Origin of the sequence: Amycolatopsis thermoflava N1165, assembly GCF_000473265.1 — a bacterium.
GTDB classification, from domain to species: Bacteria; Actinomycetota; Actinomycetes; order Mycobacteriales; family Pseudonocardiaceae; genus Amycolatopsis_E; species Amycolatopsis_E thermoflava.
In genome coordinates this window covers 2,448,061-2,465,214 of sequence record NZ_KI421511.1, presented here as the reverse complement: position 1 = coordinate 2,465,214, position 17,154 = coordinate 2,448,061, and the positions used below count along the sequence as shown (strand labels likewise).

General features: G+C 73.2%; 14 protein-coding genes. 13 read left to right on the top strand and 1 reads right to left on the bottom strand.

Annotated elements, in window-relative coordinates; genetic code table 11:
- The first annotated feature begins 113 nt into the window (after nt 1-113).
- From AMYTH_RS0112275 to AMYTH_RS0112215, 13 genes are all read left to right on the top strand, one after another.
- Nucleotides 114-1,310, top strand: coding sequence for an ROK family transcriptional regulator (locus tag AMYTH_RS0112275; protein ID WP_027930574.1), 1,197 nt, complete (start codon nt 114-116; stop codon nt 1,308-1,310).
- A 307-nt stretch (nt 1,311-1,617) separates the two neighbouring features.
- The gene (locus AMYTH_RS0112270) at nt 1,618-2,844 is read left to right on the top strand and encodes an ROK family protein (RefSeq protein ID WP_027930573.1); all 1,227 of its coding nucleotides are present in this window, start codon (nt 1,618-1,620) and stop codon (nt 2,842-2,844) included.
- Nucleotides 2,844-4,352, top strand: a complete 1,509-nt coding sequence (locus AMYTH_RS0112265) for a sugar ABC transporter ATP-binding protein (protein ID WP_027930572.1) — start codon at nt 2,844-2,846, stop codon at nt 4,350-4,352. The genes AMYTH_RS0112270 and AMYTH_RS0112265 overlap by 1 nt, the downstream gene beginning before the upstream one ends.
- Nucleotides 4,349-5,380: an ABC transporter permease gene (locus tag AMYTH_RS0112260; RefSeq protein WP_037322511.1), complete on the top strand. Its 1,032-nt coding sequence runs from the start codon at nt 4,349-4,351 to the stop codon at nt 5,378-5,380. The genes AMYTH_RS0112265 and AMYTH_RS0112260 overlap by 4 nt, the downstream gene beginning before the upstream one ends.
- Nucleotides 5,381-5,430: 50 nt before the next feature.
- Nucleotides 5,431-6,486, top strand: coding sequence for a substrate-binding domain-containing protein (locus AMYTH_RS0112255; RefSeq protein WP_037322510.1), 1,056 nt, complete (start codon nt 5,431-5,433; stop codon nt 6,484-6,486).
- Nucleotides 6,461-7,663: a Gfo/Idh/MocA family protein gene (locus AMYTH_RS0112250; RefSeq protein ID WP_063630392.1), complete on the top strand. Its 1,203-nt coding sequence runs from the start codon at nt 6,461-6,463 to the stop codon at nt 7,661-7,663. The genes AMYTH_RS0112255 and AMYTH_RS0112250 overlap by 26 nt, the downstream gene beginning before the upstream one ends.
- Complete coding sequence (locus AMYTH_RS0112245) at nt 7,656-8,807, top strand: inositol-3-phosphate synthase (RefSeq protein WP_063630391.1); 1,152 nt, start codon at nt 7,656-7,658, stop codon at nt 8,805-8,807. The genes AMYTH_RS0112250 and AMYTH_RS0112245 overlap by 8 nt, the downstream gene beginning before the upstream one ends.
- Complete coding sequence (locus tag AMYTH_RS0112240; RefSeq protein ID WP_027930567.1) at nt 8,804-9,658, top strand: SCO3242 family prenyltransferase; 855 nt, start codon at nt 8,804-8,806, stop codon at nt 9,656-9,658. The genes AMYTH_RS0112245 and AMYTH_RS0112240 overlap by 4 nt, the downstream gene beginning before the upstream one ends.
- Complete coding sequence (locus AMYTH_RS0112235) at nt 9,655-11,067, top strand: EboA domain-containing protein (RefSeq protein WP_027930566.1); 1,413 nt, start codon at nt 9,655-9,657, stop codon at nt 11,065-11,067. Before AMYTH_RS0112240 ends, AMYTH_RS0112235 begins: the two co-directional genes overlap by 4 nt.
- Nucleotides 11,067-11,942 carry a TatD family hydrolase gene (locus tag AMYTH_RS0112230; RefSeq protein WP_027930565.1) on the top strand — a complete coding sequence of 292 codons (876 nt, stop codon included), beginning with the start codon at nt 11,067-11,069 and terminating at the stop codon, nt 11,940-11,942. The genes AMYTH_RS0112235 and AMYTH_RS0112230 overlap by 1 nt, the downstream gene beginning before the upstream one ends.
- Nucleotides 11,939-13,024: a metabolite traffic protein EboE gene (eboE, locus tag AMYTH_RS0112225; protein WP_027930564.1), complete on the top strand. Its 1,086-nt coding sequence runs from the start codon at nt 11,939-11,941 to the stop codon at nt 13,022-13,024. The genes AMYTH_RS0112230 and eboE overlap by 4 nt, the downstream gene beginning before the upstream one ends.
- Nucleotides 13,021-14,415: an alkaline phosphatase family protein gene (locus AMYTH_RS0112220; RefSeq protein WP_027930563.1), complete on the top strand. Its 1,395-nt coding sequence runs from the start codon at nt 13,021-13,023 to the stop codon at nt 14,413-14,415. The genes eboE and AMYTH_RS0112220 overlap by 4 nt, the downstream gene beginning before the upstream one ends.
- Nucleotides 14,412-15,416: a sugar phosphate isomerase/epimerase family protein gene (locus AMYTH_RS0112215; protein ID WP_027930562.1), complete on the top strand. Its 1,005-nt coding sequence runs from the start codon at nt 14,412-14,414 to the stop codon at nt 15,414-15,416. Before AMYTH_RS0112220 ends, AMYTH_RS0112215 begins: the two co-directional genes overlap by 4 nt.
- A gap of 39 nt (nt 15,417-15,455) precedes the next feature.
- On the opposite strand, the gene AMYTH_RS0112210 is transcribed toward AMYTH_RS0112215, so the two are convergent.
- Nucleotides 15,456-16,460, bottom strand: a complete 1,005-nt coding sequence (locus tag AMYTH_RS0112210) for a 1-aminocyclopropane-1-carboxylate deaminase (protein ID WP_027930561.1) — start codon at nt 16,458-16,460, stop codon at nt 15,456-15,458.
- Between the last annotated feature and the right edge of the window lie 694 nt (nt 16,461-17,154).

The following is a 17,154-nucleotide window of genomic DNA, read 5'->3' as shown; positions in this document are numbered from 1 at the left end:
AGTGTCCAGAGTTTCGGATTTCCCGGAACAAAGTTCGGCCGCGTCTGCTCAAAAGGGGCGGCGGCGGGTCTACAGTCGGTGCACGCGCGAGCAGCGAGGAGGCTGGTGCCCCCATGACCACCAGCGGTTTTCCCCCGTCGGCCGAGACCCGTGAGCAGGCCGGGCTGCTCGCCCTGCTGCGGGACGAGGGCCCGATGGCGCGGGTCGAACTGGGTGAACGGCTCGGCGTGCCCCGGGCCCGGCTGGCCGCCGAGATCACCCGGCTGGCCGAAGGCGGGCTCGTGGAATCCGGCGGTCCGGCGGCGAGCCGCGGCGGGCGCCGGTCGACGCTCGTGCGCCTGGCCGACGACTTGCGGTTCCTCGGCGTCGACATCGGGGCGACCTCGGTCGGCGTCGCGGTGACCGACGGGCGATGCGAGGTGCTGGCGCACGCGGTGGAGGACTGCGACGTGCGCCGTGGGCCGGTGCCGGTGCTGGACCGGGTCGAGCAGCTGGCGGCGAAGGTGCTGCAGGACGCCCCCGGGCGGCTCGCGGGCGCCGGGATCGGGCTGCCCGGGCCGGTGAGCTTCCGCGACGGGATGCCGGTCGCGCCGCCGATCATGCCCGGCTGGGACCGCTTTCCCGTGCGTGACCGGCTCGCCGGGCACTGGGGCTGCGCGGTGACGGTCGACAACGACGTGAACGTGATGGCGCTGGGGGAGCGGCACGCGGGGGTGGCCAGGTCGCTCGACGACCTGATCTTCGTGAAGGTGGGGACCGGCATCGGCGGCGGAATCGTCGTCGGCGGCCGGGTGTACCGCGGGGTGGCCGGCACGGCGGGCGACATCGGGCACATCAAGCTCGACGACTACGGCCCGGCGTGCGCCTGTGGGGAGGCCGGGTGCCTGGAGGCGTACTTCGGCGGGGCGGCGCTGGCGCGGGACGCGCAGACGCTGGCGCGCAGCGGACGGTCGCCGTACCTCGCCGAGCTGCTGGCGGACCGGCCCGTGCTGACCGCGCGGGACGTGGCGGAGGCGGCCCAGGCCGGCGACTTCGCGGCGGTGACGCTGGTCCGCGAGGGCGGGCGGCGGCTGGGGCAGGTGATCGCGTCGCTGGTGAGCTTCCTGAACCCGGGGATGGTCGTGATCGGCGGCGGCGTGTCCCGGCTGGGGCACACACTGCTGGCCGAGGTGCGGTCGTCGGTCTACCGGCGGTCGCTGCCCCTGGCGACCGGGAACCTGCCGATCGTGCTCTCGGAGCTCGGCGACCAAGCCGGTGTGATCGGGGCCGCCTGGCTGGCCTCCGACCACGCCTTCAGCGTGCCGGCCTGACCTCGGTGCGGGTGGTGCGAGTGGCGTGAGGCGGCCGCGGGTGGCTCGGCCTGGCGCGGTTTCGTGCGTGTACGTCACGGTGTCGGCACGCTTCGCAGCCACGGTCTCGCGACTTCCACTGAACGGAAGCATGTCATCAATCGTGCACACTTTCGGCAGTCCGGTTCAAAAGTAACGATCTGACTGTTACTCCTTTTGCCGGATTGTGGCAGAAGTACCCCGCCAGTCAGAGTAGGCGGCGTACGCCAGAGCACTGAGACGGCAGCACTGAGACCGGCCAGTTTCCCAACGAAGTGGAGCGTCCGCGGTGCCCCAACCTTCCGACCGGCCGACGGATCGCGCCGGTGTCCGCAGGGCGAACCTCGCCCTGCTCGTCCGGCTTCTGCGCCGCCACGGGGGGCTTTCCCGCGCGCAACTGGCGACCCTGAGCGGCCTCAGCAAGGCCACCGTCTCCGGCCTCGTCGCCGAGCTGGAGATCCGCGAGCTCGTCCAGGCGGGCGGCCGCCACGAGGGCGGCCAGGGCAGGCCCGGCCAGCTCGTCGAACTCCGGCCGCGCGGCCACTGGGGCATCGGGCTCGAGGTGGACGAGGACCACGTCGGCGTGACGGTCCTCGACCTCGCCGGCACCGCCACCACCCGCCGCCGCGCCGCGTGCGACGTGCGGGCCCTCGGGGCGGCGCGCGCCCTCGACGAACTGGCCGCCCTCGTGCTCGCCGCGCGGTCCGAAGTGGACGACGTCGCGGGCATCGCGGTGGCGGTGCCCGGCCTGGTCGACACCGCGGCCGGCGCCGTCCGCCTCGCGCCCGGCCTCCGGTGGCGCGGCGTCGCCCTCGCCGACGGGCTCGCCGCCCGCACCGGGTTCCCCCTCGACCGCATCGTCGTCGGCAACGACGCCAACTTCGCCGCGCTCGCCGAAGCCGACGACGGCGCCGCCCGCGGCTGCTCCGACGTCGTGTTCCTGCACGGCGGCATGGGCGTCGGCGCCGGGCTGATCACCGGCGGCGGCCTGATCGGCGGCGCGGCGGGCGAGGTCGGGCACCTGTCGCTGGAACCCACCGGCCGTCCCTGCGTCTGCGGCCGCCGCGGCTGCTGGCAGACCGCCGTCGGCATCGACCCGTTCCTGCACTCGCTGGCCGGCCCCGGCGACCTGGTCCACGACCCGTCCCTCGACCTGGCCCAGCGCACCGCGATCGTGCGACGGCGCGCGCAGGACGGCGACCGCCGCGTCCTCGGCGCGCTCGTGCAGCTCGGCGCCGCCCTCGGCCACGGCGTCGCGGTCCTGGCCGACGTGCTCGACCCGCGGATCGTGGTCCTCGGCGGTTACTTCGCGCCGCTGTGCGAGTGGCTGGCCGAGCCGGTCCGCGCCGAACTCGCCGCCCGCTCGGTGACCGCCGAGACCGGCGGCCCCCGCATCGTGGCGTCCCGGCTCGGGTTCGCCGCGGTCGGCACCGGCGCGGCGCAGGCCGCGATCCGGCCCCTGCTGGACAATCCGACGCTGGCCCCGGCCGGCGCCCCGGTGAGCGTGGAGGCGTGATGACCGAAGACCTGCTGTCCATGCGCGGCATCGTCAAGACGTTCCCGGGTGTCCGGGCGCTGGACGGTGTCGAGCTGTCGGTGCGGGCGGGGGAGGTGCACTGCCTGCTCGGCCAGAACGGCGCGGGCAAGTCGACCCTGATCAAGGTCCTCGCCGGCGCCCACCAGCCGGACGCGGGCGAAATCCGCTGGCTCGGCGATCCGGTCACGCTGTCCTCGCCGGTCGTGGCGCTGCGCCGCGGCATCGCGACCATGTACCAGGAGCTCGACCTCATCCCCGCGTTGTCGGTGTCGGACAACATCTTCCTCGGCCACGAGCCGGCGCAGGCCGGCTTCACCCGCGACCGGCAGGCCCGCGTCAAGGCCGCCGAGCTGCTCGCGCGGCTCGGCCACCCGGAGATCCACCCCGACCGCGAGGTCGGCGACCTGTCCGCGGCCGGCCAGCAGCTCGTGTCGATGGCCCGCGCGCTGGCCCACGACGCGCGCCTGATCGTGATGGACGAGCCGACCGCCGCGCTCGCCGCCGACGAGGTGGACAACCTGTTCCGCATCGTCGCCGAGCTGACCGCCGAGGGCGTCGCCGTCGTCTACATCTCGCACCGGCTGGAGGAGATCCGCCGCATCGGCAACCGCGTCACCGTGCTCAAGGACGGCGCCACCGTCGCCGCCGGGCTGGAAGTCGCCGACGTGACCACCGACCACCTGGTGTCGCTGATGTCCGGCCGCCGCGTCGAAACCGTCTACCCGGAACGCCTGGAATCCACAGTGGACAGCTCGACCGAGCTGCTGCGCGTGGAGAACCTGACCCGTCGCGGCGAGTTCGAGGACGTCAGCTTCACCTTGCGGCGCGGGGAGATCCTCGGCGTGGCGGGACTCGTCGGCGCCGGCCGCAGCGAACTGCTGGAGACCATCTTCGGCGGCCGCAAACCGGACGCTGGCAAGGTCTTCGTCGAGGGCAAGCGCCTCAAGCCGGGCGACGTGCCCAGCGCGGTCAAGGCCGGGATCGGCCTGGCGCCGGAGGAACGCAAGAGCCAGGCGCTGCTGCTGGAGATGTCGGTGGCGCACAACGTGACCCTGGCCAGCCTGCCCGCCTACAGCCGCTTCGGCTTCACCGACCGCGCCCGCGAGATCGGGGACTCGGCCGAACGCCTGCGGCAACTGGATTTGCGCCCGGCCGATCCGCGCCGCCCGGTGGGCACGCTCTCCGGCGGCAACCAGCAGAAGGCGGTCGTGGCGCGCTGGCTCGTGCGCGGCTGCTCCATCCTGCTGCTCGACGAGCCCACCCGCGGCGTCGACGTGGGCGCGCGGGCCGAGCTCTACCGGCTGATCCGCGAGCTGGCCGCCGATGGCGTCGGGCTCGTGCTGGTCTCCAGCGAGATGCCCGAGGTGCTCGGGCTCGCCGACCGCGTGCTCGTGATGCGGGAGGGCCACGTGGTCCGCGAGGCGCCCGCGAGCGAGCTGACCGAAGCAGACGTGCTGAATCTGGTGATGGAGGGAAGTGCGGCATGACGAAGGACCCCTCGTCGGTGTTGCCCGAGGCCACGCAGGCCCCGCCACCCCGGGCCGCGCCGCCGGCCCCGAAGGCCGCGCGCGGCCGATTCCCGGTGGACGCCCGGCTGGCCGGGCTGTTCGGGGTGTTCGTCCTGCTGTGCCTGGTGGGCTGGCTGACCCGGCCGGACGCGTTCTTCACCGAGGGCAACCTGTCCACCATCCTGCGGCTCGCGGCCGCGATCGGCGTGGTCAGCGTCGGCATGACGTTCGTGATCATCAGCGGCGGCATCGACCTGTCCGTCGGCTCGATCGTGGCGCTGTCCAGCGTGTGGGCGACGACGCTGGCGACACAGGCCTACGGCCCGGTGGTGATGGTGATCTGCGCGCTCGCGGTCGGTCTCGGCTGCGGGCTGATCAACGGCGTGCTGGTGTCCTACGGCAGAGTGGTGCCGTTCATCGCGACGCTGGCGATGTACGCCTCGGCACGCGGGCTCGCCGAGCGGATCAGCGGCCGGCAGACGCAGGTCGTGCGGGAGACCGGTTTCCTGAGCTTCTTCCGCGGTGACTTCCTCGGCATCCCGGTGCTGATCTGGATGTTCGCGCTGGTGTTCGTGGTCGGCTGGGTCCTGCTCAACCGCACCACGTTCGGCCGCCGCACGTTCGCCGTCGGCGGCAACACGGAGGCCGCGCGCCTGGCCGGCATCAACGTCAAGCGGCACACCGCGCTCGTCTACGGCGTGGCCGGGTTGTGCTGCGGCATCGCGGCGATCATGGTGGTGGCGCGCACCACCTCGGGCGCCTCCACCAACGGCCTCTACTACGAGCTGGACGCGATCGCCGCGGTCGTCATCGGCGGCACCCTGCTCACCGGCGGCCGCGGCACCCTGATCGGCACGCTCATCGGCGTCCTGATCTTCACGGTGCTGGGCAACATCTTCACGCTCAACAACCTCGACACCGACATCCAGAACATCGCCAAGGGCGCGATCATCGTCCTGGCCGTCCTGCTGCAGTTCCGCACCAACCGCGCCCGCAAGTCCACTTAGGAAAGACGAACCCCGAAACCCCTCCCCGACGACGACCACTGGAGCTCGCCATGTCCGGACCATCCTCCCTCGCCCGCCGCCGCTTCCTCACCGGCGGCGCGGCCGTCGGCGCAGGCGCCCTGCTGGCCGCCTGCACCTCCAACGAGTCGCCGCAGTCGGCCCCGCAGGCCGTCGCGGGCAACGCGGGCCAGAACTCCCAGCCCGGCAAGCACGTCACCATCGGCTTCTCCGCGCCTGCCGCCGACCACGGCTGGATGGCGGCGATGACCAAGAACGCCCGCGCGCAGGCCGGCCAGTTCTCCGACGTCACCTTCACCGCCACCGAGGGCACCAACGACGTCAACCAGCAGATCGCCCAGGTCGAGACGCTGATCAACCAGAAGGTCGGCGTCCTGGTGATCCTGCCCTTCGACGGCAAGGCGCTGACCCAGGTCGGCCAGCAGGCGATGGACGCGGGCATCCCGGTGGTCAACGTGGACCGGGTGTTCGACACGCCGCTGGCCTACCGCACCTGGATCGGCGGCGACAACTACCGGATGGGCGTCAACGCGGGCAACTACATCGCGGGCGAGCTGAAGAAGAAGGGCGTCACCAGCCCGGTGATCGGCGAGGTCGCCGGCATCGACTCGCTGCCGCTGACCCAGGAGCGCAGCCAGGGCTTCCGCGACGCGCTGGCCAAGCACGGGTTCGCCGTCGGCCCGCGCGTGTCGGCGCAGTTCACGCCGGAGAGCGGCGAGCAGATGACGTCGAACCTGCTGCAGTCGGCGCCGAAGCTGGACGCGCTGTGGAACCACGACGACGACCAGGGCATCGGCGTGCTCGCGGCGATCGACAACGCGCGCCGCAGCGAGTTCCTCATGGTCGGCGGCGCGGGCTCGCGCAACATGATGGACCTGATCAAGGCCGACAGCAGCGTCATCAAGGCGACCGTGCTCTACAGCCCGTCGATGGCGTCCTCGGCGATCGCCCTGGCCCGGCTGCTCGGCCAGGACAAGGGCATCGGCGACCTCGCCGAGCACGAGATCCCCGCGAACGTCACGACCTACTCGGCCGTGGTGACCAAGGAGAACGTCGATTCCTATGCCGATGTCGCCTTCGACTCCTGACCCCGCGGGCGCCTCGATCGGGGTGGGCATGGTCGGGCACGCCTTCATGGGCGCCGTCCACGCCCACGCTTGGCGCTCGGTCCACCGGTTCTTCGACGTGCCGCTGGCGCCGCGGCTGGCCGTCCTCGGCGGCCGCGACCCGGAGCGCACGAAGGCCGCCGCCGCCAAGCAGGGCTGGCCGGACGTCGAGACCGACTGGGCCACCCTGGTCGCGCGCGACGACGTCGGCATCGTCGACATCTGCACGCCGGGCGACTCGCACGCCGAGATCGCGCTGGCCGCGCTCGCCGCGGGCAAACACGTGCTGTGCGAGAAACCGCTGGCCAACTCGGTCGCCGAGGCCGAGGAGATGGCCGCGGCCGCCGAAGGCGCCGCGGCCAACGGGCAGCGGGCGATGGTCGGGTTCAACTACCGGCGGGTGCCCGCGATCGCGCTGGCCCGCAAGATGGTCGCCGAGGGCAGGCTGGGCACCATCCGCCAGGTGCGGGCCGCCTACCTGCAGGACTGGCTGGCCGACCCGGCCACGCCGATGACCTGGCGGCTGCGGCGGGACAAGGCCGGGTCCGGCGCGCTGGGCGACATCGCCGCGCACGCGGTGGACACCGCCCAGTTCGTCCTCGGCGACCGCATCAGTGGCGTCTCGGCGATGACCGAGACGTTCGTGCGGGAGCGGCCGCTGTCCGGGGAGCCGGGCAGCGCGCTGGGCGAGGTCGACGTGGACGACTGCGCGGTGTTCCTGGCGCGGTTCGCCGGCGGCGCGGTCGCCACGTTCGAGGCCACCCGGTTCGCGCTGGGCCGCAAAAACGCGCTGCGGCTGGAGATCAACGGGTCGCGGGGCAGCCTGGCCTTCGACTTCGAGTCGATGAACGAGCTGTCCTTCTACGACGGCGACGACGACCCGGCCGAGGCGGGCTTCCGGCGGATCCTGGTGACCGAGCCGGACCACCCCTACGTCGGGGCGTGGTGGCCGCCGGGGCACCTGCTGGGTTACGAGCACACCTTCACCCACGAGATCGCCGACTTCCTCACCGCCATCGGCGAGCAGCGCGACCCCGAACCGGGGTTCGCCGACGGCCTGCAGGTCCAGCGGGTGCTGCACGCGGTGGAGGAGAGCGCGGGCAACGGAACGTCCTGGGTCGGCGTATCAATGTCGACCGAAAGGGTGATCGATGCCTGAGAGAACTGGATTGTGGCTGGTCGGCGCGCGTGGCTCGGTGGCCACGACGGCGATCAGCGGGCTGCTCGCGATGCGGTCCGGCCTGACCGGGCCGGACGGCTGTGTGACCGAGCGGCTGGACGTGGCGCCCGGCGTGCTGCCGGGCTGGGACGAGCTCGTCGTCGGCGGGCACGACCTGGTGGACACGCCGCTGGAGAAGAAGGCGGAGCAGCTCACCGCGGGCGGGCTGCTCCCCGCCGGCCTGCTGCCGGCGATCCGCGACGGCCTGCGTGCCGTCGAGGCCGACCTGCGTCCGGTGCCCAGCGGGCGCACGCAGGCCGAGACCGCCGCGCGGCTGGCCGACGACCTGCGCGAGTTCCGCACCCGGCACGGCCTGTCGGCCGTCGTGGTGATCAACGTCTCGTCCACGGAACCCCCAACCGCGGACGCGCCGGAGCACCACGACCTCGACGCGCTCGTGGCGGCGATGGACGAGCCCGGCCGCGAGGTGCTGCCCGGCAGCTCGCTGGCGGCGCTCGCGGCGGTGTCGGCGGGGTGCCCCTTCGTGGACTTCACGCCGTCGACGGGCATCCGGTTGCCCGCGCTCACCGAATTCGCCCGGCGGCAGGGGCTGCCCTACGCCGGATCGGACGGCAAGACCGGGGAGACGCTGCTCCGGTCGGTGCTGGCGCCGATGTTCGCGGCGCGGGCGCTGAAGGTGCGCTCGTGGTCGGGCACCAACCTCCTCGGCGGCGGCGACGGCGCCACCCTGGCCGACCCGGTGAAGGCGGCGGGCAAGCTGGAGTCCAAGGCCCGCGGGCTGGCGGCCCTGCTCGGCGACGACGTGGTGGCCCCGCTGCACATCGACCACGTGCCGGACCTCGGCGAGCAGAAGACGGCCTGGGACCACGTGTCCTTCGAGGGCTTCCTTGGTGCGCGGATGACCCTGCAGTTCACCTGGACCGGCTACGACTCGGCACTGGCCGCGCCGCTGGTGCTGGACCTGGCGCGGCTGACCGCGGCCGCGTACCGGGCGGGCGAGACCGGGCCGCTGGGGCAGCTCGCGTTCTTCTTCAAGGACCCGGTCGGCACCGGCGAGCACCGCTTCGCCGAGCAGGCGCGGGCCTTGGCCGAGTGGGCCTCGTCGCTGGGACGGCAGAAGTGAACCCGTACGTGCAGCTCGTGCGGGCACCGGCCGCGCTGAGCGTCCTCGGCGACACCGTCGCGGGCGCCGCCGCGGCCGGCCGTCCGTTGCGGGGACGGCGGCTCGCGCTGCCGCTGGCCTCGGTGGCGATCTACTGGTCCGGCATGGCGCTCAACGACTGGGCCGACCGCGAGCTGGACGCGGTCGAGCGCCCGGAGCGGCCGATCCCGTCCGGCCGGGTCAGCCCGCGGCGCGCGCTCGGCGTCGCGGCGGGGCTGACCGGCGCGGGCCTCGGGCTGGCCGCGGTCGCCGGTGGCCGCGACGCGCTCAAGGTCGCCGCGCCGCTGGCCGCGGCGGTGTGGGCCTACGACACCGTGCTGAAGAAGACCCCGCTCGCACCGGCCGCGATGGCGCTGTGCCGCTCGCTGGACGTGCTGCTCGGCGCGGGCCGCTCGGGTGCGGCGAAGGCGCTGGTCCCGGCCGCGGTGCTCGGCGGGCACACGCTCGGGGTCACCGCGTTGTCGGCGGGCGAGGTGCACGGCGCGTCGCCCGCGCGCGCGGCGGGCGCGCTCGCGCTGACCTCGGCGTCGGCCGCCGCGGCGGTGTCGGGGCGCGGCGGCGCGGCCGGGCACCGGGTGGCGGCGCTGGCCGCGGCCGCCGGGTACGGCGTGAGCGTCGGGTCGAAGCAGTACGCGGCGGTGCGCAAGCCGACCGCGGCCGTGGTCCGGACGGCGACGGCCGCCGGCATCCACGGCATGGTCCCGTTGCAGGCCGCGCTCGCGGCCCGGCGCGGCGGGGTGCTCGGCGCGGGCCTGGTCGCACTGGCGCTGCCGCTGGCCAAGCGGCTCGGCCGGAAGGTGAGCCCGACATGAGCGGCTACCACCTCGGCTACGGCACCAACGGGTTCGCCAACCACCGGCTGGACGACGCCCTGGCGATCATCGCCGAACTCGGATACACCTCGGTCGCGCTCACGCTGGACCACCAGCACCTCGACCCGTATGCCGACGACCTGTCCGCGCGGGTGGACCGGGTCGCCGCCCGGCTCGACGAGCTGGGCCTGCGCTGCGTCGTGGAGACCGGCGCGCGGTTCCTGCTCGACCCGTGGCACAAGCACGAACCGACCCTGGTCAGCGAGAACGCGGACAAGCGGCTGGACTTCCTGGCGCGGGCGATCCGGGTCGCGGAGGGACTGGGCGCCGACTGCGTGTCGTTCTGGTCCGGGGTGTCCACTGTGGACGAGGCGACCGCGTGGGAGCGGCTGCGGTCGCGGATGCCCGCGGTGCTGGCCGAGGCGGACCGGCGCGGTGTCCGCCTCGGCCTCGAACCGGAACCCGGGATGCTCGTGGAAACGCTGTCCGACGCGCTGCGGTTGCGCGCCGAACTGGGTGATCCGGACTTGCTCGGGATCACCCTCGACGTCGGGCACTGCGTCGCCGTGGAGCCGCAGGACGCGGCCGCGTGCATCCGGCAGGCCAAGGGGCTGCTGGTCAACGTGCAGCTGGACGACATGCGGCCGGGTGTGCACGAGCACCTCGAGTTCGGCGACGGGCAGCTGGACCTGCCCGCCACACTCGCCGCGCTGGACGAGATCGGCTACACCGGGGTGGCCGCGGTCGAGCTGCCCCGGCACAGCCACGCCGCGCCGCAGGTCGCCCGCGCCGCGCTGACCGCGTTGCGGGCCGCGCGGCTCGACCAGTCCTGGCTGGGCGAGGCGCAACGGCGCATCACCGGTGAGCCCACGGCCGTGCGGACCCTGTTCCCGGCGGCCGGACGGCACGTCGGCCGGGGCCCGCTGCACCCGGGCTCCGATCCGGACGGCCTGGTCCACGGCACCGCCGACGACCTGGCCCGGACCCGGCTGCTGACCACGCTCGCCGCGGCGCTGCCCGCCGGGGAGTTCGCGGCGGAGCTGGCCGACCTCTACCGCTACGGCGACGGCGCCGAGCGGCGGGGCGTGCTGCGGGCGCTGTCCGCGGTCGGCGACAAGGCCGTCGCCACCGGCCTCGAACTGGTCCGCGACGCCCTGCGCAGCAACGACACCGGCCTGATCGCCGCCGCGCTCGGCCCGTTCGCCGCCCGCCACCTCGACCAGCACGGCTGGCGCCACGGCGTGCTGAAGTGCCTGTTCACCGGCATCCCGCTGGCCGCGGTCGCCGAACTGGACCGGCGGGCCGACGACGAGCTGCGCCGCATGATCACCGACTACGCGGGGGAGCGCAGGGCCGCCGGCCGCGCCGTCCCCGCCGACGCACTCCGCTTCCTGGAAGAGACACCCTGATGCGCCTGTTCGATCCGCACATCCACATGACCTCCCGCACCACCGACGACTACGAGGCCATGTACGCCGCCGGCGTGCGGGCACTGGTCGAGCCCGCGTTCTGGCTGGGCCAGCCGCGCACCGGCGTGTCGTCGTTCACCGACTACTTCGACGGGCTGATCGGCTGGGAACGCTTCCGCGCCGCGCAGTTCGGCATCCGCCACCACTGCACCATCGCGCTGAACCCCAAGGAGGCCAACGACCCGCGCTGCACGCCGGTGCTCGACGTGCTGCCGCGCTACCTCGCCAAGGACGGCGTGGTCGCGGTCGGCGAGGTCGGCTATGACTCGATGACCCCGGCCGAGGACGACGCCTTCGCCCGCCAGCTGGAGATGGCGAAGGAGCACGACCTGCCGGTGCTCGTGCACACCCCGCACCGGGACAAGCTGGAAGGCACCAAGCGCACGCTCGCCGTCGTGGCCGAGTCCGGCATCGCGCCGGAGCGGGTCGTGGTCGACCACCTCAACGAGGTCACCGTCGGCCTGGTCAAGGAGTCCGGCTGCTGGATGGGCTTCTCCATCTACCCGGACACCAAGATGGACGAGCAGCGCATGGTCGCGATCCTGCGCGAGCACGGCACGGAGAAGATGCTGGTCAACTCCGCCGCCGACTGGGGCCGCTCGGACCCGCTGAAGGTGCACAAGACCGGGCTGGCGATGCTCGACGGCGGGTTCACGGAGTCCGATGTGGACACCGTGCTGTGGGACAACCCGGTCACCTTCTACGGCCAGAGCGGGCGGCTGGTGCTCGACGAGCTGCCCGGCTTCAGCGCGGCCAAGGAGACCTTCGAGGGCAACTCCGTGCTGCGCGGCGGGCGGGACGAGGCGGTCGCGTGACACCCCTGTCCTACTGCACCAACGTCCATCCGGCCGAGGACCTGCACGGGGTCCTCGGCCAGCTCGACTCCTACGCGCTGCCGGTGCGGGAGCGACTGGGCGCAGACCGGCTCGGGCTCGGGCTGTGGCTGGCCGCCGACGTGGCGTCGGCGCTGGCCGCCGATCCGGCCGAGCGCAAGCGGTTGCGCGCCGAGCTGGACGCCCGCGGGCTGGAAGTGGTGACGCTCAACGCCTTCCCGTACGGCGGGTTCCACGACCCGGTGGTCAAGCAGAAGGTCTACCGTCCACGGTGGACCGACCGGGCACGCGCGGAGTACACGCTGAACTGCGCGACCGTGCTGTCCGGGCTGCTGCCCGACGACGCCGCGTTCGGCAGCATCTCCACGCTGCCGCTGGGCTGGCGTGAGCCGTGGACGCCGGAGGACGACACGGCGGCCCAGCGGCTGCTCGACGAGGTGACCGCCGGGCTGCGCGCCCAGGACCGCACGATCCGGCTCGCCGTCGAGCCGGAACCCGGCTGCATCCTGGACACCGTGCACGACGCGGTGACCTGGCTGGCCGGGCGGGTCGATCCGGCGCACGTCGGGCTGTGCCTGGACACCTGCCATCTGGCGGTGTCCTTCGCCGACCCGGCCGGCGCGGTCGCCGAGATCACCGCGGCCGGGCTGGACGTGGTCAAGGTCCAGATGTCGGCCGCCCTGCACGTCCCGGACCCGCGCGACCCGGCGGCCCGGGAGGCCCTGGCCGCGTTCGACGAGCCGCGGTACCTGCACCAGACCCGGGAATCGGCCGGCGGCGACGTCCGCAAGGCCGACGACCTGGGCGAGGCGTTCGCGGACCTGCCGGGGGAGGGGCCGTGGCGCGTGCACTTCCACGTGCCGCTGCACGCGACCCCGGCGGCGCCGCTGTCCTCGACCACCGAGGTGCTGTCGCAGGCCCTCGCCGCGCTGCCGCCGGAGCAGGCGCACCTGGAAGTGGAAACCTACACCTGGACGGTGCTGCCGGAGGCGCACCGGCAGGACCTCATCGGCGGGATCGCGGCGGAACTGTCCTTCGCCGCGGGATTGGTGGCATCGAAGTGAAACCGCTCCTGGTGCTCGACGTCGTGGGGATGACCCCGCGGCTGCTCAAGCACATGCCGAACGTGGCGAAGCTGGGGCAGCAGGGCTGGCAGGCGCAGCTGGACACCGTGCTGCCCGCGGTGACCTGCAGCGTCCAGTCCACGTTCCTGACCGGGCGCATGCCCAGCGAGCACGGCATCGTCGGCAACGGCTGGTACTTCCGGGAGCTCGGCGAGGTCTTCCTGTGGCGCCAGCACAACAAGCTGGTCGAGGGCGAGAAGCTGTGGGAGACCGCGCGGGCCGAGCACCCCGGGTACCGCGCGGCCAACGTGTGCTGGTGGTACGCGATGGGCGCGACCACCGACTTCACCGTCACGCCCCGGCCGATCTACTACGCCGACGGCAAGAAGGCCCCGGACTGCTACACCCGCCCGCCGCAGCTGCACGACCGGCTCACCTCGCGGCTGGGCGAGTTCCCGCTGTTCCAGTACTGGGGCCCGACCGCCTCGATCGCCTCCACGGACTGGATCGTCGGGGCGACCTCGGCGATCCTGCGCGAGGACCGGCCCGACCTGACGCTGGCCTACCTGCCGCACCTGGACTACGACCTGCAGCGGTTCGGCCCGGACTCGCCGCAGGCCATCGCGGCCGCCCGCGCGGTGGACGCGTCCGTCGCACCGCTGCTCGACCAGGCCAGGGCGGACGGCGTGGGGGTCGTGGCGCTGAGCGAGTACGGCATCACCAACGCGCACCGGCCGGTCGACGTCAACCGGCTGCTGCGCCGCGAGGGCCTGCTGGAGGTCTACACGCAGGACGGCATGGAGTACCTCGACCCGTGGACCTCGCGGGCCTTCGCCGTCGCCGACCACCAGGTCGCCCACGTCTACGTGGCCGACGAGGCGGACCTGACGCGGGTGCGCGACCTGCTGACCGAACTGTCCGGTGTGGACGAAGTGCTGGACCGGCAGGCCCAGGCGCGCTACGGCATCGACCACCCGCGGGCGGGCGAGTTCGTGGTGACCGCGGAGCCGGACGCGTGGTTCACCTACTACTACTGGCTCGACGACGACCGCGCGCCGGACTTCGCGCGCGGCGTGGAGATCCACCGCAAGCCCGGGTACGACCCGGCCGAGCTGTTCTTCGACCCGGCCGATCCGCTGGTGAAGGCCAAGGCGGGGCTGAACCTGGTGCGCAAGAAGGCCGGGCTGCGGTACGCGATGAAGACCACGCCGCTGGACCCGTCCCCGGTGCGCGGCTCGCACGGGCGGCTGCCGGACTCGCCGGACGACGGGCCGGTGCTGCTGTGCGGGGACGCGGGCGTGCCGGAGCGGGAGCGGCTGGCCGCCACCGACGTCCGGGACCTGCTGCTGAGTGTGCAAGGACTGAAGGCGAGCGAAGGGAGCAGGCGATGAGCCGTCCGGTCACGTTGTTCACCGGCCAGTGGGCCGATCTGCCGTTCGAGGAGGTGTGCCGGCTCGCGTCGCAGTGGGGCTACGACGGGCTGGAGATCGCGTGCAGCGGCGACCACTTCGAGGTCGACCGCGCGCTCGCCGAAGACGACTACGTGGCGGGGCGGCACAAGATCCTGGAGTCCTACGGCCTCAAGGTGTGGGCGATCTCGAACCACCTGGTCGGGCAGGCGGTGTGCGACGACCCGATCGACGAGCGGCACCGCAACATCCTGCCCGCCCGCGTCTGGGGCGACGGCGAGCCCGAAGGCGTGCGGCAGCGGGCCGCCGCGGAGATGGCCGACACCGCCCGTGCCGCGGCGAAGCTCGGCGTGGACACCGTCATCGGCTTCACCGGGTCGAAGATCTGGAAGTACGTGGCGATGTTCCCGCCGGTGTCGCAGGAGGTAATCGACGACGGGTACGCCGACTTCGCCGCGCGCTGGAACCCGATCCTCGACGTGTTCGACGAGGTCGGGGTGCGGTTCGCGCACGAGGTGCACCCGTCGGAGATCGCCTACGACTACTGGACGACCCGCCGGGCGCTGGACGCGGTCGGCAACCGCCCGGCGTTCGGGCTGAACTGGGACCCGTCGCACTTCGTGTGGCAGGACCTGGACCCGGTCGGGTTCATCCTGGACTTCGCCGACCGGATCTACCACGTCGACTGCAAGGACACGAAGAAGCGGTTCGACGGCCGCAACGGGCGGCTCGGATCGCACCTGGCGTGGGCGGACGCGCGCCGCGGGTGGGACTTCGTGTCCACCGGCCACGGTGACGTGCCGTGGGAGGAGTGCTTCCGCGCGCTCAACTCGATCGGCTACCGCGGTCCGATCTCGGTGGAGTGGGAGGACGCCGGAATGGACCGCCTGCGCGGGGCGGAGGAAGCGGTCGGCTTCATCCGCAACCTGTTGTGGGACAAGCCGTCGGCGGCCTTCGACGCCGCCTTCAGCACCGAGAAGTGAGGGGAGGGCGCCCGGCCGCGTGGCCGGGCGCCCTCGCCGTCAGCTGAACAGCGCGCTGTAGCCGTTGAGCGCGGGCTGGCCGCCGAGGTGCGCGTACAGCACGGTCGAGCTGGCCGGGATTTCCTTGCGGGACACCAGGTCGATGAGCCCGGCCATGGACTTGCCTTCGTACACGGGGTCGGTGACCATGCCCTCGGTGCGGGCGGCGAGCTTCATCGCGTCCAGGGTCTGCTCGTCGGGGATGCCGTAGATGCCGGCGTGGTAGCGCTCGTCCAGCTCGACGTCCAGTTCCCGGTCGACGCCGAGCAGCGACGCCGTGTTCCGCGCGATGCGGGCGATCTGGTCGCGGGTCTCCGTCGGCTTGGCGGAGCCGTCGATGCCGAGGATGCGGCGCGGCCGGTCCTCCTCGAGCGCGGCGAACCCGGCGATCATGCCTGCCTGCGTCGACCCGGTGACCGAGCAGACGATGATGGTGTCGAAGTGGACGCCCAGCTCGCGCTCCTGCTCGGCGACCTCGGCGGCCCACCGGGCGAAGCCGAGCCCGCCGAGGCGGTGGTCGGAGGCGCCGGCCGGGATCGCGTACGGCTTGCCGCCGCGCTCGCGGATCTCGTCGAGGGCCTGCTCCCAGCTCTCCTTGAACCCGATGCCGAACCCGGCCTTGACCAGCCGCACCTCGGCGCCTGCCAGGCGGCTGATCAGGATGTTGCCGACCTTGTCGTAGACGGCGTCCGGCCAGTCGACCCAGCTCTCCTGCACCAGCACGCACTTGAGCCCGGCCCGCGCCGCGACGGCCGCGACCTGACGGGTGTGGTTCGACTGGACGCCGCCGATGGACACCAGGGTGTCGCACCCCTGGGCGATCGCGTCCGCGACGAGGTACTCCAGCTTGCGGGTCTTGTTGCCGCCGAAGGCGATGCCGGAGTTGCAGTCCTCGCGCTTGGCCCACACGGCGGCGCCGCCGAGGTGGGCGGTCAGCCGGTCCAGGCGGTGCACCGGCGAGGGGCCGAAGAGCAGCGGGTACCGCTCGAAGTCGTCCAGGGACATGGGGGCTCCAATCAGGGGTTGGGGTCGGCAGGGGCTACGGGTGGGCGCTTCGCGCGGGGTGCCGGTCGGGGCCGTGGTGCGGGTGCGGGCTCGGTCAGGGGATCGCGGCCGCCGGTGGCTGATCCCGGGTTGGCGGGTATCGCCGCCGGGGGCCGTGTTGGTGGGTCGGCGGGTGGTGTCGGGTTAGCGCGTGGCGTGGCGTTGGCGGTGCGGCTGGATTGGCAGGTGGCGCTGGGTTCGCGGGTGGTGTCGGGTTGGTGGTGCTGGCGGGTTGGCGGGTGGTGCCGCGGCGGGTTGGCAGGTGGTGTCGGGTTGGCAGGTGGCGTTGTGTTGGCGGCGCGGCTGGGTTGGCGGGTGGCGCTGGGTTGGCGATGTTGCCGGGTTGGTGGGTAGTGCGGCGGCGGGTTGCCGGGTGGTGTCGGGTTGGCGGGTGGCGTTGTGTTGGCGGCGCGGCCAGCGTGGTGCTGGGTTGGCGGGTAGTGCGGCGGCGGGTGGCGCCGGGTCGGTGGGTGGTGCTGCGTTTGCCGGTGGCGTTGGGTGCCGGTTGTGCTGGATCGGTGGGTGGCATGGCTCGGCGGGTGGCCGTGCGATCGGCCCTCGGGTAGCTCTGCGCCGGGGATGGGCCTGGCCCCGCCCGCGTCAGGTGCTTCGACCCGGGGCGGGTGTCTCGTGGTCCTGGGCGTCAGTGGCGCGC

What these genes read in the sequence shown, in the direction of transcription:
- AMYTH_RS0112260 (WP_037322511.1), top strand. Translation starts at nt 4,349, where the DNA reads ATGACGAAGGACCCCTCGTCGGTGTTGCCCGAGGCCACGCAGGCCCCG.
- AMYTH_RS0112265 (WP_027930572.1), top strand. Translation starts at nt 2,844, where the DNA reads ATGACCGAAGACCTGCTGTCCATGCGCGGCATCGTCAAGACGTTCCCG.
- AMYTH_RS0112210 (WP_027930561.1), bottom strand. Translation starts at nt 16,460, where the DNA reads ATGTCCCTGGACGACTTCGAGCGGTACCCGCTGCTCTTCGGCCCCTCG.
- AMYTH_RS0112250 (WP_063630392.1), top strand. Translation starts at nt 6,461, where the DNA reads ATGCCGATGTCGCCTTCGACTCCTGACCCCGCGGGCGCCTCGATCGGG.
- AMYTH_RS0112230 (WP_027930565.1), top strand. Translation starts at nt 11,067, where the DNA reads ATGCGCCTGTTCGATCCGCACATCCACATGACCTCCCGCACCACCGAC.
- AMYTH_RS0112215 (WP_027930562.1), top strand. Translation starts at nt 14,412, where the DNA reads ATGAGCCGTCCGGTCACGTTGTTCACCGGCCAGTGGGCCGATCTGCCG.
- AMYTH_RS0112245 (WP_063630391.1), top strand. Translation starts at nt 7,656, where the DNA reads ATGCCTGAGAGAACTGGATTGTGGCTGGTCGGCGCGCGTGGCTCGGTG.
- AMYTH_RS0112275 (WP_027930574.1), top strand. Translation starts at nt 114, where the DNA reads ATGACCACCAGCGGTTTTCCCCCGTCGGCCGAGACCCGTGAGCAGGCC.
- AMYTH_RS0112235 (WP_027930566.1), top strand. Translation starts at nt 9,655, where the DNA reads ATGAGCGGCTACCACCTCGGCTACGGCACCAACGGGTTCGCCAACCAC.
- AMYTH_RS0112255 (WP_037322510.1), top strand. Translation starts at nt 5,431, where the DNA reads ATGTCCGGACCATCCTCCCTCGCCCGCCGCCGCTTCCTCACCGGCGGC.